A 15037-nucleotide genomic window follows, 5' to 3' on the forward strand; every position below is an offset into this window, starting at 1 on the left:
GTGGGCCTGATCTCAGAGGTCCTGCTGCTGCCGTTCGCCCCGGTGCGCGGTAGTGCGTGGGTCATCGGACAGGTGCTGCACGAGGCGGAGCGGATCTACTACGACCCGGCCGCGATCCGGACTGAACTCGGGCGGCTGGAAGAGCAGTTGGAGTCGGGCGAGATCGACGAGGAGGAGTTCGACCGCCGGGAGGACGAACTCCTCGACCGACTGGAGATCGGCTCGCGTTCGCACGCCGCCGGTACGGACGACTGGACATCAGGATGAACCGAGTGGGATTGGGCCTCGCGGTAGGGGCCGGGTACGTCCTCGGACGTACCAAGAAGCTGAAACTGGCGTTCGCCGTCGGCACGTTGGTCGCCGGCAAGCGCATGAACCTGAGCCCGCGCGCGGTCGCGGACCTGGTGTCCGGACAACTGCAGAACAACCCGCAGTTCAAAGAGATCGGCGACCAGCTGCGCGAGGACCTGCGCGGAGTGGGCAAGGCGGCCTCGGGCGCCATGGTCGAACGGCGGATCGACGCGATCGCCGACCGGCTGCACGGCCGTACCGCCCAGGTCCGCGACCGGATCGCGGGCGTGGCGCCCGAGGCCCCCGACCTCGATTCCTACGACGAGGAAGAGGACGAGGACGAGTCGCGCGACGAGTACGCGGCCGACTACGACGAGGAGGCGGACGAGGAGCCGGAGCAGGAGCCGGACGAGGAGTCCGAGCCGCGCCGCCGGACCGCCCGGAAGCAGGCGCCGGAGAAGAAGGCCCCGCCCGCGAGGAAGACGGCCAAGAAGACCGCCGAGAAGGCACCGGCCAAGAAGGCTCCGGCGAAGAAGGCCGCCGCCAAGAAGACCACCGGCAAGAAGACCGCCGCGCCCCGTACCGCCGCACGCGGCACCAGGTCCCGGGTGGCGAAGGAAGGCGGTGAGTGATGACCGACACCGTGGGTTCCGCGACGCGCGACACCACCAAGAACGCAGGCCCTCTCGGCTCGATCGCCCAGAGCGAGGCCACCGACCGGCTCAAGGCCGAGGTGCAGGCGTATCTCACCGCGCAGGCCGAGCGCCTGCTCGTCGGGGCGGGCCGCAAGCTCGGTGAGGGCACGGGCAAGCTCAACGACATCGCCGAGGGCAGGAGCCCCGGTTTCGCCAAGCTCGCGCTCGACGGTGGTCGCAAGATCGCCGAGGGCAAGGGCCCGCTGCGCACGGCCCTGGAGCTGGGTGCCTCCCGCGCCAAGGACAGCGTGACCAGCGCGCTGAAGAACCTGGGCGGCGGCAAGGGCAAGGGGAAGGGCGCCGGCAAGAAGCCGACGGTGATCCTGGAGTACGTCGACGTCGGCGTGCCGCTGCGCACGGCCTACGACCAGTGGACGCGGTTCCAGGACTTCAGCACCTTCGCCAAGGGCGTCAAGAACGCGAACCGCGCCGACGACACGACGTCCGACTGGCAGATGAAGGTCTTCTGGTCCAACCGCAGCTGGAAGGCGCACACCACCGAGCAGATCCCCGACGACCGGATCGCGTGGACCTCGGAGGGCGCCAAGGGCACGACCAAGGGCGTCATCTCCTTCCACAGCGTCACCGACAACCTCACGCGGGTCGTGCTGCTGATCGAGTACTACCCCAAGGGCCTGTTCGAGAAGACCGGCAACATCTGGCGCGCCCAGGGCCGCCGGGCCCGCCTCGACCTCAAGAACTACGTCCGCTTCGTCACGCTCAAGGGCGAGGTCGAGGACGGCTGGCGCGGTGAGATCCGCGACGGCGAGGTCGTGCGCAGCCACGAGGACGCGGTCGCCGAGGAAGAGGGCGCCGAGGAGGAGGGCACCGAGGAAGAGGGCGCCGAGGACGCGGTCGCCGAGGACGGCTCCGAGGACGAAGAGGCGTACGACGGCGAAGAAGAGCAAGCTGAGGATGAGGGCCCCTACGCCGAGGACGAGGAAGAGGGCGAGGAAGCGGGCGAGTACGAGCAGGACGAGTACGAGGACGAGGACGGTGCGGCCCGGGCCGAGGACGCGGAGCCCGAGGACGTAGAGCCCGAGGACGTAGAGCCCGAGGACGAAGAGCCCGAGGCCGAGTACGAGGAGGCGGAGGCGGACGACGAGGACTACGAGCCCGCCGAGGGCGGGAGCCGTCGATGACGACCCCCGGACGGCTGCCCGACCCCTACGGCCGCGGTGACGGCAGCGCGAACCTCGCCGACATCCTGGAGCGCGTCCTGGACAAGGGCGTGGTCATCGCCGGCGACATCCGGATCAACCTGCTCGACATCGAACTGCTCACCATCAAACTGCGGTTGATCGTCGCGTCGGTCGACAAGGCGAAGGAGATGGGCATCGACTGGTGGGAGGACGACCCCGCCCTCTCCACCCGGGCCCGTCGTGACGAACTCGCCCGGGAGAACGCCGAGTTGCGCGAGCGGATCGCCCGCCTGGAGCCCGCCGGGACCGAGAAGGAGAGCTGATGACCGGACTGCGTTACGTGTACGCCGTCTGCCGGCCGTTCAAGGCGCCCCTTCAGTCCCAGCTGACGGGCGTGGCGGGCGATCCGCCCCGGCTGCTGCACCACCACGGTCTCGTGGCCGTGGTGAGCCACGTCCCGGAGCGGGACTTCGCCGAAGGACCGCTCCGGGCCCGCCTGGAGGACCTGGACTGGCTCACCGAGACCGCACGCGCCCACCAGAGCGTGATCGACGCCCTCACCGTGGTCACCTCCCCGCTGCCGCTCCGCATGGCCACCGTCTTCCGGGACGACAGCGGCGTCCGCACCATGCTGGAGGCCCGCGAGGCCGACTTCCGGCGCACCCTCGACCGGCTGGAGGGCCGCGTCGAGTGGGGCGTCAAGGTGTACCTGGAGGCCGACGAGCCCCAGGAGGAGGCCGCACCGGCGCAGAAGAAGGCGGCGAGCGGCCGGGACTATCTGCGCCGGCGCAGCTCGCGGGTACGGGCCAACGAGGACGCCTGGCAGCGCGCCGAGGCCTTCGCGAGCCGGCTGCACGAGACGCTGTCCGACTACGCGGAGGACTCCCGGCTGCACGCGCCCCAGAATTCCGCGCTCTCCGGCGCGACGGGCCGCAATGTGCTCAATGCCGCCTATCTGGTGCCGCGCGCCCATTCCGAGGAATTCGTGGAGCTCGTCGACCGGACCAAGGGAGAAGTGCCCGGAATGCGGGTGGAGCTCACCGGCCCGTGGGCCACCTATTCCTTCGCGGGGGAGAAACCGTGACCGTCGTCGAACGCCGAGAGATCGCCCTGGTGGACCTGCTCGACCGGCTGCTCGCCGGCGGGGTCGTCATCACGGGCGACATCACCCTGCGCATCGCGGACGTCGACCTCGTCCGCATCGACCTCAAGGCCCTGATCAGTTCCGTGAACGCCCAAGTACCCTCGCCGTGGGGAGACTCGCCGTGACGCAGGCCCGCAACCGGCTGGACCTCGAACCCGACACCGTCGAGCGCGACCTCGTCAAGCTCGTCCTGACCGTGGTGGAGCTGCTGCGCCAGCTCATGGAGCGGCAGGCGCTGCGCCGCTTCGACGAGGGCGGGCTGAGCGAGGAGCAGGAGGAGCGCATCGGGCTCACCCTGATGCTGCTCGACGACCGGATGACCGAGCTGCGCGAGCGGTACGGCCTGCGGCCCGAGGACCTGAATCTGGATCTCGGGCCGCTCGGACCGCTGCTTCCCCGGGAGTGACATAGCGGGAAGGAAAGGCTCCGGGGAATACCCCGCTAATTCGGCGCCGAAAAACAAAAGCGCCGGACGGGCGACAACGGAGATTCAGGCACTCTTCCTGCACAGGATCTCCCCGTGCAGAACGGCGAACCAGCCGTCCTCGTGCGTCCCCCACTCCCGCCAGGCCTCGGAGACGGCCGCCAGCCGCTCCCGGGTGGCGTGGCCGCCCTCGACGGCCCGGTCGGCGTAGGCCGAGGCCACGGTGCGGTCGGCCCACAGCCCGCTCCACCAGGCCCGCTCCTCGGCGGTGGAGTAGGTCCAGGTGCCCGAGGTGGCGGTGATGTCCGTCAGGCCCGCCGCCAGCGCCCACGATTTCAGCCGCCGCCCCGCGTCGGGCTCCCCGCCGTTGGCGCGGGCCACCCGCCGGTACAGGTCCAGCCAGTCGTCCAGCCCCGGGGATCGCGGGTACCAGGTCATCGCCGCGTAGTCCGAGTCGCGCACGGCGATGAGCCCGCCGGGCCTCGTCACCCGGCGCATCTCGCGCAGCGCCTGGATCGGGTCGCCGACGTGCTGGAGCACCTGGTGGGCGTGGACCACGCAGAACGTGTCGTCCGGATGGTCCAGGGCGTGCACGTCGGCGACCGCGAAGTCCACGTTGGGCAGAGCGCGTGCGGCGGCCGTGGCCCGGGCCTGCTCCAGGATGCCCGGCGCGTGGTCGACGCCGGTGACGTGGCCGTCGGGGACCAGTTCCGCCAGGTCGGCGGTGATGGTGCCGGGGCCGCATCCGATGTCCAGGATCCGCATGTGGGGCTTCAGCGACCCGAGCAGATAGGCCGCGGAGTTGGCGGCGGTGCGCCAGGTGTGCGAGCGCAGCACCGACTCGTGATGGCCGTGCGTGTAGACAGCGGTCTCCTGCGGCTTCGGCATGGCTGAACTCCCCTGTTCGACGTCCTGTCGGCTCGGTGAGCGCAGCGTACGCCCGCATGTCGAATGATGAGACTCGCGTATTGCCATCTGGACTGACGGGTCGTCAGGGGGCAGGCGGGGCAAGCATCGGCCGGCCCGTCAGCGGTCTCCGGATCAGTCCCCGGGCAGCGGGCGGTAGACCGTGAGCGCCTGGGGGAGCTTCTCCAGGGTCACCTCGCCCCCCACCTCGGTGACCTCGCCGTCGTACGCGAGCAGCGAGCCCGGGGCCACGCCGTCCAGGTGCAGCCGGCCCACCTGGACGGCGGCGTGCGCGGGGGAGCGGGTCAGCGGGCCGGCGAGGGCCGCCGCGAGCAGTCGCAGCGCGGGCCGGCGTCCGCCGTGCACCACCCGTACGTCCAGCTGCCCGTCCGCGAGGTCATGGCGGCGGCCCGGCGTCAGCCCCATCCGGTGGTAGGTGCCGTTGCCGACGAACAGCAGCCACAACGGCCGGGCCCGGCCCCGGAACTCGGCCTCCAGCGGATGCCGGTCCGCGCGCAGCACACGCGTCGCCGCCAGCACCCCGGCCGGCCAGCCGCCGATCCGGTGCGACCAGCGGTCCCGCTCGCGCACCAGCTCCGGATACACGCCCAGGCTCAGGGTGTTGAGGAAGATGCCCTGGGTGTCGCCGCAGCTGAAGCGGCCCACGTCGACCCGTACGCCCGAGCCGTTGCGGACGGCGTCGGCCAGCTTGCGCACGTCCTCCACGCCCAGGTCGTAGGCGAAGTGGTTGAGCGTGCCGCCCGGCAGCACCGCGAGCGGCAGGTCGTGCCGCAGGGCCACCTCGGCGGCGGCGTTCACCGTGCCGTCGCCGCCGCACACGCCGAGCACCCGGGCGCGCGGCGCCGCCTTCTCCAACTCGGCGCGGACGTCGGACGGTTCGCACTCCACGACCTCGCACCCCGGCAGCGCGTCCTGGAGGGCCCGCACCCGCTCGACGCTGCCCGCGGCGTTGTTGGCCACCACGATCAGACCCTCACCGTCGGGCAGCGCGGGCACCTCGGCCCGGGGCCGGGCGGGCGGCACGATCTGGGCACGCGTGGGCACCAGACGCCGTACGACGTACGCGGCGCCCACGCCGAGCGCGGCACCGGCCAGCACATCACTCGGGAAGTGCACCCCCGTGTAGACCCGGGACAGCGCCACCGACCACGCCACCGGCGCCACCGCCGCGCCCCACGCGGGGGACTCCAGTGCGACCCCGGCCGCGAAGGCAGCCGCCGACGCCGAGTGGCCGGAGGGGAACGAGGTGGTGATGGGCTGCCGCTTCAGCTGCCGCACCAGCGGCACCGGGTCCAGCACCGGGCGGGTCCGGCGCACCGAACGCTTGCCGATGGTGTTGATGGTCAGCGAGGCCAGGGTCAGCGAGGCGAGACCACGGGCGGCCGCCCGGCGGGCCCGCGGGGTGCGGCTCGCCGTCATCGCGGCCGCTGTCGCGAACCACAGCACACCGTGGTTGGCACTGCGGCTCAGCCGCGGCAGCACGGGTTCGGCGAAGGGCCAGTTCCGTGCGGCGGCGTACTCGAACAGTCGGCAGTCCAGCCCCAGCAGCGCGTCGCGGACGGCGTGGCGGCCGGGCAGCGGGGCGGTGAGGTCCACGTCAGGCGTCATGCGGTGACGAGTACCCTGAGGTGGCCGTTTCTTGTCCGCGGGGCGGCCATGACACCGGAGGCTTGCTGCATGCGACTGATCCTGGTCCGCCACGGCCAGACCCCGTCCAACGTCGACTTCCTGCTCGACACGGCGGTACCCGGGCCCGGTCTGACGGCCCTCGGCGAACGCCAGGCGGCCGCCCTGCCCGAGGCCCTCGCCGACGAGGACATCGAGGCCCTCTACGCCTCCACCCTGATCCGCACCCAGCTCACCGCCGCCCCCCTGGCCGCCGCGCGCGGCCTCGACGTCGTCGTCCGCGACGGCATCCGGGAGATCTCCGCGGGCGACCTGGAGATGCGGGACGGCCACTCCGAGGCGGGCCGCGTCTACATGGAGACGATCTTCGCCTGGTCGGCCGGCGACACCGGGCTGCGCATGCCGGGCGGCGAGAGCGGTGCCGAGGCGCTGGCCCGTTACGACGCCGTGGTCGCCGAGGCGGCCGACAGCGGCGCCGGGACGGTCGCCCTGGTCAGCCATGGCGCGGCGATCCGCATGTGGACCGCGGCCCGTGCCGACAACGTCGACGTCGACTTCGCCGCCGCCCGCCCCCTCGACAACACCGGCGTGGTGATCCTGGAGGGCTCCCCGGCCGACGGCTTCAAGGCCCTGTCGTGGGCGGGCGCGGCCGTGTCGACCACGGGCCGCGGCCCGGAGAGCGGCCCCGCGGGACGACCGCTCGACGAGGTCGAGTAGCCCGCGCGGTGTCGCGTCGGCGCCGAGGGCGGAGCCGGCGCCTGGGTCGGGGTCGGCGCCTGGGTCGGGCCGGGGCCGGGTGTCCGGGTGGGGTGCCGGGCGGTGGGGTGTACGTCGGACTGCCGACGGTATGCACATGCGGCCGGTGACCCGGGGGTTCGGGACGGCGGTCGGGGCAGGGCGGGGGCCGGGGCGGTGGCGAATATGCGTTTGCCCGGGTCGGTCGCCGCCCAGCAGAATGCGGCCTCATGGGACATCTGGAAGCCGCACACCTCGAGTACTACCTCCCCGATGGGAGGGCGCTGCTCGGCGACGTGTCCTTCCGGGTCGGTGAAGGGGCCGTCGTCGCCCTGGTCGGGCCCAACGGCGCCGGCAAGACGACCCTGCTGCGGCTGATCTCCGGCGAGCTGAAGCCGCACGGTGGCACCGTGACGGTCAGCGGCGGCCTCGGCGTCATGCGCCAGTTCGTGGGCTCCGTACGGGACGAGACGACCGTACGGGACCTGCTCGTGTCGGTCGCGCCGCCCCGGATCCGCGAGGCCGCGAAGGCCGTCGACAAGGCCGAGCACGCGATCATGACCGTGGACGACGAGGCCGCGCAGATGCAGTACGCGCAGGCCCTCTCCGACTGGGCCGAGGCGCACGGGTACGAGGCCGAGACGCTGTGGGACATGTGCACCATGGCCGCGCTCGGCGTCCCCTACGACAAGGCGCAGTTCCGGCAGGTGCGCACGCTCTCCGGCGGTGAGCAGAAGCGGCTCGTGCTGGAGGCGCTGCTGCGCGGCACCGACGAGGTGCTGCTGCTCGACGAGCCGGACAACTACCTCGACGTGCCCGGCAAGCGCTGGCTGGAGGAGCGGCTGAAGGAGACCCGCAAGACGGTCCTCTTCGTCTCCCACGACCGTGAACTCCTCGCCCGCTCCGCCGAGAAGATCGTCTCGGTGGAGCCCTCACCGACCGGCGCGGACGCCTGGGTGCACGGCGGCGGCTTCGCCACCTACCACGAGGCCCGGCGCGAACGCTTCGCCCGTTTCGAGGAGTTGCGCAGGCGCTGGGACGAGAAGCACGCCCAGCTGAAGAAGCTCGTCCTGAGTCTCCGTCAGGCGGCCTCCATCAGCCATGAGTTGGCCTCCCGCTACCAGGCCGCGCAGACCAGGCTGCGCAAGTTCGAGGAGGCCGGACCGCCGCCCGAGCCGCCGCGCGAGCAGGACATCAGGATGCGGATCAAGGGCGGCCGTACCGGGGTGCGGGCGGTCACCTGCGAGGGGCTGGAGCTGACCGGCCTGATGAAACCCTTCGACCTGGAGGTCTTCTACGGCGAACGTGTCGCCGTCCTCGGCTCCAACGGCTCCGGCAAGTCGCACTTCCTGCGCCTGCTGGCCGGCGAGGACGTCGCGCACACCGGCGCGTGGAAGCTCGGGGCGCGGGTGGTGCCCGGGCACTTCGCCCAGACCCACGCCCACCCCGAGCTGATGGGCCGCACGCTCCTGGACATCCTGTGGGCGGAACACTCCCAGGACCGGGGCGCGGCGATGTCCCGGCTGCGCCGCTACGAGCTCACCCAGCAGGCCGAGCAGACCTTCGACCGCCTCTCCGGCGGCCAGCAGGCCCGTTTCCAGATCCTGCTGCTGGAACTGGAGGGCGTCACCGCCCTGCTGCTGGACGAGCCCACGGACAACCTGGACCTGGAGTCCGCCGAAGCCCTCCAGGAGGGCCTGGAGGCCTTCGACGGCACGGTCCTCGCGGTCACCCACGACCGCTGGTTCGCCCGCTCCTTCGACCGCTACCTGGTCTTCGGCAGCGACGGCCGCGTCCGCGAGACGCCGGAGCCGGTGTGGGACGAGCGGCGGGTGGAGCGGGCGCGGTAGCGGAGCCACCGGCCTGAGCCGGGGGACCGGGGCGCGCTCACCCGGCGGTGACAGGCACAGGCTCCGGGGCCCGGATGTTCGTAGAGTGGGTGCGGACAGGCGAGAACCATGGTGCCTTCTCCCGGGTCCCGCTCCGGGGCGGTGCCCCCGGGGCGGGTACTCGGGGGCCATGAAGGAACACGACGAGTGGGACACCGCCATGACCGGAGTCGACCCCAGCAGGCTGGACGACCAACAGCTCATGAAAGAGCTGGAGACCATTCACCGCACGCGCCATGACACGCTGCTCTACGGCTCGAACGACGCACTGCGCGCCCACAACGGCCGGATGGCCGAACTGGAGGGCGAGTTCCTGCGCCGCAACCCGCAGCGCCCGGTCGCCGCGGGCCGTACCCGCGAAGGCGCCCGGGAACGCGGAAGCGGGGAGTCGGCGACTCCCCGCGAATGAGAGGGCCCGCGCGCCGTGCGCCTACGCGCGCCGTGCCTCTACGCGCGCCGAGAGCACTCGGTCCGCCCCCGGTCCCGCCCGCCCCCGGTCCGCCCCCGACCGTGCCCGCTCTACGAGAGCGCCTCGCGCCCGGACGTTCCGCCCGCGCGTGACAGGGGCTGGGGGCGCGCCGGAGGGCGGTCCCGGTGCGGGTCCGTCAGGCGGCCTCCTTGGCGAACACGTCCAGGAAGGCCTCGCCGAACGTCTTGAGGTCGTCCGGCTTGCGGCTGGTGATCAGCTTGTTGGGGCCGTGGTCGCAGATCTTCACCTGCTCGTCCACCCAGGTGCCGCCCGCGTTGCGGATGTCGGTCGCCAGGCTCGGCCAGGAGGTCAGCACCCGGCCGCTCACCACGTCCGCCTCGACCAGGGTCCACGGCGCGTGGCAGATCGCGGCGACCGGCCGGCCCTGGGTGAAGAAGTCCCGTACGAAGGCGACCGCCTGCTCGTCCATCCGCAGTGCGTCCGGGTTCGCGACCCCGCCGGGCAGCACCAGGCCGCCGAACGAGTCCGCAGTGGTCTCGCCGACCACCTCCTGCACGGGGAAGGTGTCGGCCTTGTCGAGGTGGTTGAACGCCTGGATGGTTCCGGGCTTGGTCGACACCAGCACCGGTTCGTGACCCGCGTCCACCGCGGCCTTCCACGGCTCGGTGAGCTCGACCTGCTCGACGCCCTCGGGGGCGGTCAGAAATGCGATACGCATGAATGTCCTCCTCGTTCTTTCGTGGCCGGCCCGTCAGGGGCGCCCCGACGTCGGTCCGTGGCGCCCCACCGGGGCCTGTGCGGCTCTCTTGTCTCTCAGACGGTGTCCTCGTGGTCCGGGGCCGCCCGGCTGATGTCGGCGAGCACCGACCCCGGGCTCTCCGCCTCGGCCAGGTCGCCGAGGCTGACCATGCCGACCGGCAGGCCGTCCTCGACCACCGGCAGCCGGCGCACCGCGTGCGCCCGCATCAGCGCCGCCGCAGCCGCCGCCGGGTCGTCCGGGGCGACCAGCACCGGATCGCGGGTGCACACCGACCCGGCGCTCACGGTCTGCGGGTCGAGGCCCTCGGCGACCGCCCGCACCGTGATGTCACGGTCGGTGAGCATCCCGACGACCTGCTGACCGTCGGCCACCACCACATCACCGATGTCCTGCAACCGCATCAGCTGCGCCGCCTCGACGAGCGAGGCGTCCGGGCGGACGGCGACCACGCCCGGAGTCATGACGTCCTTCACGAATTCGGCCATCACCGCGGCCCCTTCCTCGGGTCTTCCCGACCGGTGGGCTGTCCGGCCACGTCGGCCGGACAGCCGCCCGCCACACCCCGGGGCCGGGCCCGCCCGGCGGGCGCCCTGTACGGGCGGCCGGATCGAGCGCCGGCCCGGCCCCTGCGGGTGCGGCAGGGCCCTACGCCTGCTGCGGCCGGGTCAGTGCCTCGGCCAGTTCCTGGACGGTCGTGTACTGCTCGTCGGGCAGTTCCTCCACCGCGTCGACCAGGGGGTCCGGGGCGTACGCGCGGCGCAGCGTCCCGGCCAGGTGCCGCGGGCTCGCCGGGAACGCGCCGCGGCTCAGATGCCGGGCCAGCTCCAGCCGGACCACCCCCAGCGACGCCCCCGAACGGCCCGGTGCCACCGGCCCGCCCGCGATCACCGGATCGTCGTCGGCGGTCGGCTCGGGGTCGTGCCACTCCTCGGCCCGGGTGGGGTGCCCGGACCTCAGCAGGCCCTGGAGCTCGTGCTTCATCTCGTCGTCGCGGTGGACGCTCAGGCGGTCACTGCCTCGCTGCATTGCTCTTCCTCCAGATCTTCGGAAGTGGCGTCCGCGTACCCGAGGACCGGACCCCGACACAGGGGTTTGTGCGCCGCTTGCGAGGAGACCCGGCGGACACCCCCCACGTGATCCCGGGGAGGGAAACGTCATGGTGCTGCTCACCGTGCTCATCCCGCTCCTCATGCTCGGCACGGTGCTCGCACTGGGCCGCTACGAGGAGCTGCTGCTGCCCGAGGAGCGGGAGGAGCCGGCGGCGCTGCCGGCTACTTCTTCCCCCGGCCCGGCAGGAACTCCTGCATCTTTGCCTTGAACCCCTGCTTGATCATGGAGCCGCGGTCCGCGTCACCCCGCAGGATCGACTCGGCCGTGGCCTCCATCTGGTCCCAGGTGGCATGCGGAGGGATCGGCGGTACGGCGGGATCGGTGAGGAACTCGATCACCGCCGGCCCGTCGGCCTCGAGCCCCGCGCGCCAGGCGGCCTCGACGTCCTCGGGCTTCTCCACCCGGATGCCGGTCAGGCCGAGCGAGCGGGCGAACGCGGCGTACTGCACGTCCGGGAGCTCCTGGGAGGGCAGGAACGACGGGGCGCCCCCCATGGCGCGCATCTCCCAGGTCACCTGGTTGAGGTCGCGGTTGTTCCAGATCCCCACCACCAGGCGCGGGTCCTCCCACAGATGCCGGTACTTCGCCGCCGTGACCAGCTCCGCCAGCCCGTTCATCTGCATCGCCCCGTCACCGACCAGGGCGATCGCGGGCCGGTTCGGGTGGGCGAACTTCGCTCCGATGGCGTACGGCACCCCGCAGCCCATCGTGGCGAGGGTGCCGGAGAGCGAGGAGCGCATGCCGTCGCGCAGGGTCAGGTGCCGCGCGTACCAGTTGGCCACCGAGCCGGAGTCGGAGCTGATGATCGCGTTGTCCGGCAGCAGCGGGTCGAGGGCGCGCGCCACGTACTCCGGGTTGATCGGGTCGGCCGACAGCTCAGCCCGCCGCCCGGTCACCTCACGCCAGTGCGTCACGTTGTCGCACACCGTGTCGAACCACTCGCGCCCGCGCTCCTCGCCGTTCAGCAGCGGGATCAGCCGCTGAAGGGTCGCCCTCGCGTCGCCGACGAGGTTCACCTCGTACGGATAGCGCATCCCGATCATGTGCGGGTCGATGTCGATCTGCACGCCGCGCGCCTTGCCGAACTCCGGCAGGAACTGCGTGTAGGGGAAGGAGGATCCGATGGTGAGCAGGGTGTCGCAGTCCCGCATCAGCTCGTACGAGGGACGGGTGCCCAGCAGGCCGATCGCGCCGGTGACATAGGGCAGTTCGTCGCTGAGCGCGTCCTTGCCGAGCAGCGCCTTGGCGACCCCGGCGCCGAGCAGTTCGGCGATCCGCTGCACCTCGGCCCGCGCGCCCGCGGCGCCCTGTCCGATCAGGATCCCCACCTTGTCACCGGAGTTGAGGATCTCCGCCGCCCGCAGCAGCGACTCCTCGGACGGCACCGTCGTCCAGGAACTGCGGTCCAGGCTGGAGGGCACCATCTTGAACTCGTGGGTGGGCGCGGCGTATTCGAGCTCCTGGACGTCTCCCGGGAGGATGATCGCGGTGGGTGCGCGGCGCGCGTACGCGGTGCGGATCGCGCGGTCCAGGACGTTCGGCAGCTGCTCGGGGACGGTCACCGTCTCCACGAAGTCCGAGGCGACGTCCTTGAACAGGCTGTGCAGGTCCACCTCCTGCTGGTAGGAGCCGCCCATCGCGGTGCGGTGCGTCTGGCCGACGATCGCCAGCACCGGCACATGGTCCAGCTTGGCGTCGTACAGGCCGTTCAGGAGGTGGATCGCGCCCGGCCCCGACGTCGCCGCGCAGACGCCCAGCCGGCCGCTGAACTTGGCGTAGCCGACCGCCTGGAAGGCCGACATCTCCTCGTGCCGCGACTGGATGAACCGCGGCTCGTTCTCGGCCCGCCCCCACGCGGCGAGCAGGCCGTTGATGCCGTCGCCCGGGTAGCCGAACACATGGTCCACACCCCACTCGCGCAGTCGTCGCAGGACGTGGTCGGAGACCTTGGTGCTCATGAAGGGGACCTCCCGGACGCAGGGGATGGGCCCCTGCCGAGTGACCGTACGGGGTCCGGGAAAACCTGGACCGGGTTTGCCGCCGGGGGGTGCGGGCAGGCGCAGGAACAGTGCTTCGGACAGGAGGCACACCCGTGGGAGAGGCCCGTGAGGCCGCCCCGGCTGTCTCTGTCCGGCCGCGCCCGCGCTCCCACGGTGACCGTCCTACCCAGAGCGCGACCAAGGGAGTTGGGACGCACGATGTCCACTCGAGCGAGCGCGAGGCACCACCCGCACGACGACGCCCCCGACACCGCGGAGGACTTCCGCCGGCTCGCCGCGCTGCCCGCCGGCCCGGAGCGCGACAGCCTGCGTGCCCGGACCGTCGAGGCGTGGCTGCCCATGGCGGACCGGCTCGCGGGACGTTTCCGCAGCCGCGGCGAGAGCTACGAGGACCTCCGCCAGGTCGCGGCGCTCGGCCTCGTCAAGGCCGTCGACCGCTACGACCCCGAGCGCGGCAACGCCTTCGAGAGCTACGCCGTGCCGACCATCACGGGTGAGATCAAGCGGCACTTCCGCGACCACATGTGGACCCTGCACGTGCCCCGCCGGGTCCAGGACCTGCGCAACCGCGTCCGCTTCGCCGCCCAGGACCTGTCGCAGACCGTCTCGGGCCGCAGGCCCACCGTCGCGGAGATCGCCGAGCACGCGGGGATGAGCGAGGAGGACGTGCTCGTCGGGCTGGGGGCGCTGGAGAGCTTCACGGCGCTGTCCCTGGACGCCGGGCTGCCGGGGACCGAGGACGGCTACTCGCTCAGCGACGCGCTGGGCTCCCCCGATCCGGCACTGGACACGGTGGTGGACCGGGAGGCCGTGCGGTCACGGCTGGCCGCCCTGCCCGAACGGGAGCGGGCGATCCTGTACATGCGCTTCTTCGGCGACATGACCCAGTCACGGATCGCGGAGCAGCTGGGGATCTCGCAGATGCACGTCTCCCGGCTGATCAGCCGCTCCTGCGGGCAGGTGCGCGAGCAGGTGATGAGGGACGTCGTCTAGCCGGATCTGGCCGGACCCGGTGTCACCCGATCGGGTGTGCGGGTCCCGCTAATGGGGCCCGGCCGCGCGCGGGCCCCGGCCCGGCGGGCTGTGATGGCGGAGTGCCCTTACCGCCGACGGCTCAAGGAGCCCACCCATGCGCCGCACCGCCCGTGCCCTGTCCGTCGCCGTTCTGGCCGGTCTCGCCCTGGGCGTCGCCGTGCCGGTCGCCTTCGCGGACCCGGCCGCGGAGGTCAGCCCCGGCAGTGCCCGTCCGGGCGGCAGCGTCACCGTCTCGGTCTCCTGCGACCCGGACGGCAGCGCGGCACCCCCGAGCATCGAGGCGACCTCGCAGGCCTTCGACGAGGTGGCCGTACCGCTCCAGCTGGTCCCCGGAAACGAGGACGACGTGGCCGGGCCCGCCTACCGCGGCACCGCCCGCATCGCGTCGGCCGAGGACCTGGAGGCCGGTCCCGAAGGGGTCGGCCCGGACTCCGCCTGGACCGTCGACGGCACCTGCCCCGGCGCGGCGGGCGGGGAGGGCAAGCAGTGGAGCGCGACCTTCACGGTGACCCACGGCGGCGCCGTCCCCTCCTGCGCCGAACCCCGCCGCGAGGACTGCTCCGGCGCCGGCCACACCTGCACCGAACCGGGCACCGAGCACTGCCCCGGCTCCGACGCGGGCCACACCTGCACCGACCCGGCCACCCAGCACTGCTCCGCCGCCCCGGTCCAGCGCGGCGTGCGGGCCGGAGCCGGCGGCGCCTTCACCGATTCGGTACCCGCCCTCGTCACCGGCGGTCTGCTGATCGCGGGCGCTCTCGGCGCGGCCGCCTACCGGGTGCATCGCCGGGGGCCGCGCGCCGAGTCCTGAGCCGGGGCGTGTGACCGG

The 15037-nt window shown here is 72.5% G+C and carries 19 protein-coding genes; 13 read left to right on the top strand and 6 right to left on the bottom strand.

Features of this window, described 5'->3' with window-relative positions:
- Genes ACH41F_RS10070 through ACH41F_RS10100 form a run of 7 tightly spaced genes read left to right on the top strand, consistent with a single transcriptional unit; the run spans position 1 to position 3678 of the window.
- Complete coding sequence (locus tag ACH41F_RS10070; RefSeq protein WP_391239394.1) at positions 1 to 267, top strand: gas vesicle protein GvpG; 267 nt, start codon at positions 1 to 3, stop codon at positions 265 to 267.
- On the top strand, positions 264 to 923 hold the full coding sequence (locus ACH41F_RS10075) for a DNA primase (protein ID WP_398834187.1): 660 nt from the start codon (positions 264 to 266) through the stop codon (positions 921 to 923). The genes ACH41F_RS10070 and ACH41F_RS10075 overlap by 4 nt, the downstream gene beginning before the upstream one ends.
- Entirely contained in the window at positions 923 to 2128 is a 1206-nt protein-coding gene (locus ACH41F_RS10080; protein WP_398834189.1) for an SRPBCC family protein, read from the top strand. Before ACH41F_RS10075 ends, ACH41F_RS10080 begins: the two co-directional genes overlap by 1 nt.
- Entirely contained in the window at positions 2125 to 2451 is a 327-nt protein-coding gene (gene gvpJ / locus ACH41F_RS10085) for a gas vesicle protein GvpJ (protein ID WP_391239401.1), read from the top strand. Before ACH41F_RS10080 ends, gvpJ begins: the two co-directional genes overlap by 4 nt.
- Positions 2451 to 3212: a GvpL/GvpF family gas vesicle protein gene (locus ACH41F_RS10090; protein ID WP_398834192.1), complete on the top strand. Its 762-nt coding sequence runs from the start codon at positions 2451 to 2453 to the stop codon at positions 3210 to 3212. Before gvpJ ends, ACH41F_RS10090 begins: the two co-directional genes overlap by 1 nt.
- On the top strand, positions 3209 to 3397 hold the full coding sequence (locus tag ACH41F_RS10095) for a gas vesicle protein GvpJ (protein WP_391239406.1): 189 nt from the start codon (positions 3209 to 3211) through the stop codon (positions 3395 to 3397). Before ACH41F_RS10090 ends, ACH41F_RS10095 begins: the two co-directional genes overlap by 4 nt.
- Positions 3394 to 3678 (top strand): gas vesicle protein GvpK, encoded by a 285-nt coding sequence (locus ACH41F_RS10100; RefSeq protein WP_391239409.1) that lies wholly within the window; start codon positions 3394 to 3396, stop codon positions 3676 to 3678. The genes ACH41F_RS10095 and ACH41F_RS10100 overlap by 4 nt, the downstream gene beginning before the upstream one ends.
- An 84-nt stretch (positions 3679 to 3762) precedes the next feature.
- On the opposite strand, the gene ACH41F_RS10105 is transcribed toward ACH41F_RS10100, so the two are convergent.
- Together ACH41F_RS10105 and ACH41F_RS10110 are read right to left on the bottom strand one after the other, a co-directional pair.
- The gene (locus ACH41F_RS10105; protein ID WP_398834194.1) at positions 3763 to 4584 is read right to left on the bottom strand and encodes a class I SAM-dependent methyltransferase; all 822 of its coding nucleotides are present in this window, start codon (positions 4582 to 4584) and stop codon (positions 3763 to 3765) included.
- 153 nt (positions 4585 to 4737) lie between these two features.
- Positions 4738 to 6231 carry a phosphatase PAP2 family protein gene (locus ACH41F_RS10110; protein ID WP_391239415.1) on the bottom strand — a complete coding sequence of 498 codons (1494 nt, stop codon included), beginning with the start codon at positions 6229 to 6231 and terminating at the stop codon, positions 4738 to 4740.
- Between the two features lie 69 nt (positions 6232 to 6300).
- Between ACH41F_RS10110 and ACH41F_RS10115 the strand changes: the two genes are divergently transcribed.
- The 3 genes from ACH41F_RS10115 to ACH41F_RS10125 all read left to right on the top strand — a co-directional run bounded on the left by ACH41F_RS10115 (position 6301) and on the right by ACH41F_RS10125 (position 9282).
- The gene (locus tag ACH41F_RS10115; protein ID WP_391239418.1) at positions 6301 to 6966 is read left to right on the top strand and encodes a histidine phosphatase family protein; all 666 of its coding nucleotides are present in this window, start codon (positions 6301 to 6303) and stop codon (positions 6964 to 6966) included.
- A gap of 248 nt (positions 6967 to 7214) precedes the next feature.
- Positions 7215 to 8834: an ATP-binding cassette domain-containing protein gene (locus tag ACH41F_RS10120; protein WP_391239421.1), complete on the top strand. Its 1620-nt coding sequence runs from the start codon at positions 7215 to 7217 to the stop codon at positions 8832 to 8834.
- A gap of 169 nt (positions 8835 to 9003) precedes the next feature.
- A complete protein-coding gene (locus ACH41F_RS10125; RefSeq protein ID WP_391239424.1) occupies positions 9004 to 9282 on the top strand; it encodes a DUF6158 family protein in 279 nt (92 codons plus the stop codon).
- Between the two features lie 196 nt (positions 9283 to 9478).
- Here the strand turns inward: ACH41F_RS10125 and ACH41F_RS10130 are convergent, their stop codons facing one another.
- The 3 genes from ACH41F_RS10130 to ACH41F_RS10140 all read right to left on the bottom strand — a co-directional run bounded on the left by ACH41F_RS10130 (position 9479) and on the right by ACH41F_RS10140 (position 11089).
- Positions 9479 to 10021: a type 1 glutamine amidotransferase domain-containing protein gene (locus ACH41F_RS10130; protein ID WP_398834197.1), complete on the bottom strand. Its 543-nt coding sequence runs from the start codon at positions 10019 to 10021 to the stop codon at positions 9479 to 9481.
- Between the two features lie 95 nt (positions 10022 to 10116).
- Entirely contained in the window at positions 10117 to 10548 is a 432-nt protein-coding gene (locus ACH41F_RS10135; protein ID WP_398834199.1) for a CBS domain-containing protein, read from the bottom strand.
- 160 nt (positions 10549 to 10708) lie between these two features.
- Entirely contained in the window at positions 10709 to 11089 is a 381-nt protein-coding gene (locus ACH41F_RS10140; RefSeq protein WP_391239434.1) for a DUF2795 domain-containing protein, read from the bottom strand.
- 130 nt (positions 11090 to 11219) lie between these two features.
- On the opposite strand from ACH41F_RS10140, the gene ACH41F_RS10145 reads away from it, so the two are divergent.
- The gene (locus ACH41F_RS10145) at positions 11220 to 11381 is read left to right on the top strand and encodes a hypothetical protein (RefSeq protein WP_391239437.1); all 162 of its coding nucleotides are present in this window, start codon (positions 11220 to 11222) and stop codon (positions 11379 to 11381) included.
- Here ACH41F_RS10145 and ACH41F_RS10150 read toward each other — a convergent pair.
- Positions 11335 to 13131: a thiamine pyrophosphate-requiring protein gene (locus ACH41F_RS10150; protein WP_398834202.1), complete on the bottom strand. Its 1797-nt coding sequence runs from the start codon at positions 13129 to 13131 to the stop codon at positions 11335 to 11337. The two genes, ACH41F_RS10145 and ACH41F_RS10150, sit on opposite strands and share 47 nt — an antisense overlap.
- A gap of 240 nt (positions 13132 to 13371) precedes the next feature.
- Here ACH41F_RS10150 and ACH41F_RS10155 point away from each other — a divergent pair, with 240 nt between their 5' ends.
- Positions 13372 to 14166 (top strand): SigB/SigF/SigG family RNA polymerase sigma factor, encoded by a 795-nt coding sequence (locus tag ACH41F_RS10155; RefSeq protein WP_391239443.1) that lies wholly within the window; start codon positions 13372 to 13374, stop codon positions 14164 to 14166.
- Positions 14167 to 14302: 136 nt separating this feature from the next.
- A complete protein-coding gene (locus ACH41F_RS10160; RefSeq protein ID WP_398834204.1) occupies positions 14303 to 15019 on the top strand; it encodes a hypothetical protein in 717 nt (238 codons plus the stop codon).
- The last annotated feature ends 18 nt before the right edge of the window (positions 15020 to 15037 follow it).

The organism is Streptomyces sp. NPDC020489 (genome assembly GCF_044386545.1).
Taxonomy (GTDB): Bacteria; Actinomycetota; Actinomycetes; order Streptomycetales; family Streptomycetaceae; genus Streptomyces.

Excerpts from the sequence above, each read along its gene's own strand:
- ACH41F_RS10080 (WP_398834189.1), top strand. The coding sequence starts at position 923 with ATGACCGACACCGTGGGTTCCGCGACGCGCGACACCACCAAGAACGCA.
- ACH41F_RS10135 (WP_398834199.1), bottom strand. The coding sequence starts at position 10,548 with ATGGCCGAATTCGTGAAGGACGTCATGACTCCGGGCGTGGTCGCCGTC.
- ACH41F_RS10075 (WP_398834187.1), top strand. The coding sequence starts at position 264 with ATGAACCGAGTGGGATTGGGCCTCGCGGTAGGGGCCGGGTACGTCCTC.
- ACH41F_RS10140 (WP_391239434.1), bottom strand. The coding sequence starts at position 11,089 with ATGCAGCGAGGCAGTGACCGCCTGAGCGTCCACCGCGACGACGAGATG.
- ACH41F_RS10125 (WP_391239424.1), top strand. The coding sequence starts at position 9,004 with ATGAAGGAACACGACGAGTGGGACACCGCCATGACCGGAGTCGACCCC.
- ACH41F_RS10105 (WP_398834194.1), bottom strand. The coding sequence starts at position 4,584 with ATGCCGAAGCCGCAGGAGACCGCTGTCTACACGCACGGCCATCACGAG.
- ACH41F_RS10120 (WP_391239421.1), top strand. The coding sequence starts at position 7,215 with ATGGGACATCTGGAAGCCGCACACCTCGAGTACTACCTCCCCGATGGG.
- gvpJ (WP_391239401.1), top strand. The coding sequence starts at position 2,125 with ATGACGACCCCCGGACGGCTGCCCGACCCCTACGGCCGCGGTGACGGC.
- ACH41F_RS10110 (WP_391239415.1), bottom strand. The coding sequence starts at position 6,231 with ATGACGCCTGACGTGGACCTCACCGCCCCGCTGCCCGGCCGCCACGCC.
- ACH41F_RS10160 (WP_398834204.1), top strand. The coding sequence starts at position 14,303 with ATGCGCCGCACCGCCCGTGCCCTGTCCGTCGCCGTTCTGGCCGGTCTC.
- ACH41F_RS10130 (WP_398834197.1), bottom strand. The coding sequence starts at position 10,021 with ATGCGTATCGCATTTCTGACCGCCCCCGAGGGCGTCGAGCAGGTCGAG.
- ACH41F_RS10090 (WP_398834192.1), top strand. The coding sequence starts at position 2,451 with ATGACCGGACTGCGTTACGTGTACGCCGTCTGCCGGCCGTTCAAGGCG.
- ACH41F_RS10150 (WP_398834202.1), bottom strand. The coding sequence starts at position 13,131 with ATGAGCACCAAGGTCTCCGACCACGTCCTGCGACGACTGCGCGAGTGG.
- ACH41F_RS10155 (WP_391239443.1), top strand. The coding sequence starts at position 13,372 with ATGTCCACTCGAGCGAGCGCGAGGCACCACCCGCACGACGACGCCCCC.
- ACH41F_RS10115 (WP_391239418.1), top strand. The coding sequence starts at position 6,301 with ATGCGACTGATCCTGGTCCGCCACGGCCAGACCCCGTCCAACGTCGAC.
- ACH41F_RS10145 (WP_391239437.1), top strand. The coding sequence starts at position 11,220 with ATGGTGCTGCTCACCGTGCTCATCCCGCTCCTCATGCTCGGCACGGTG.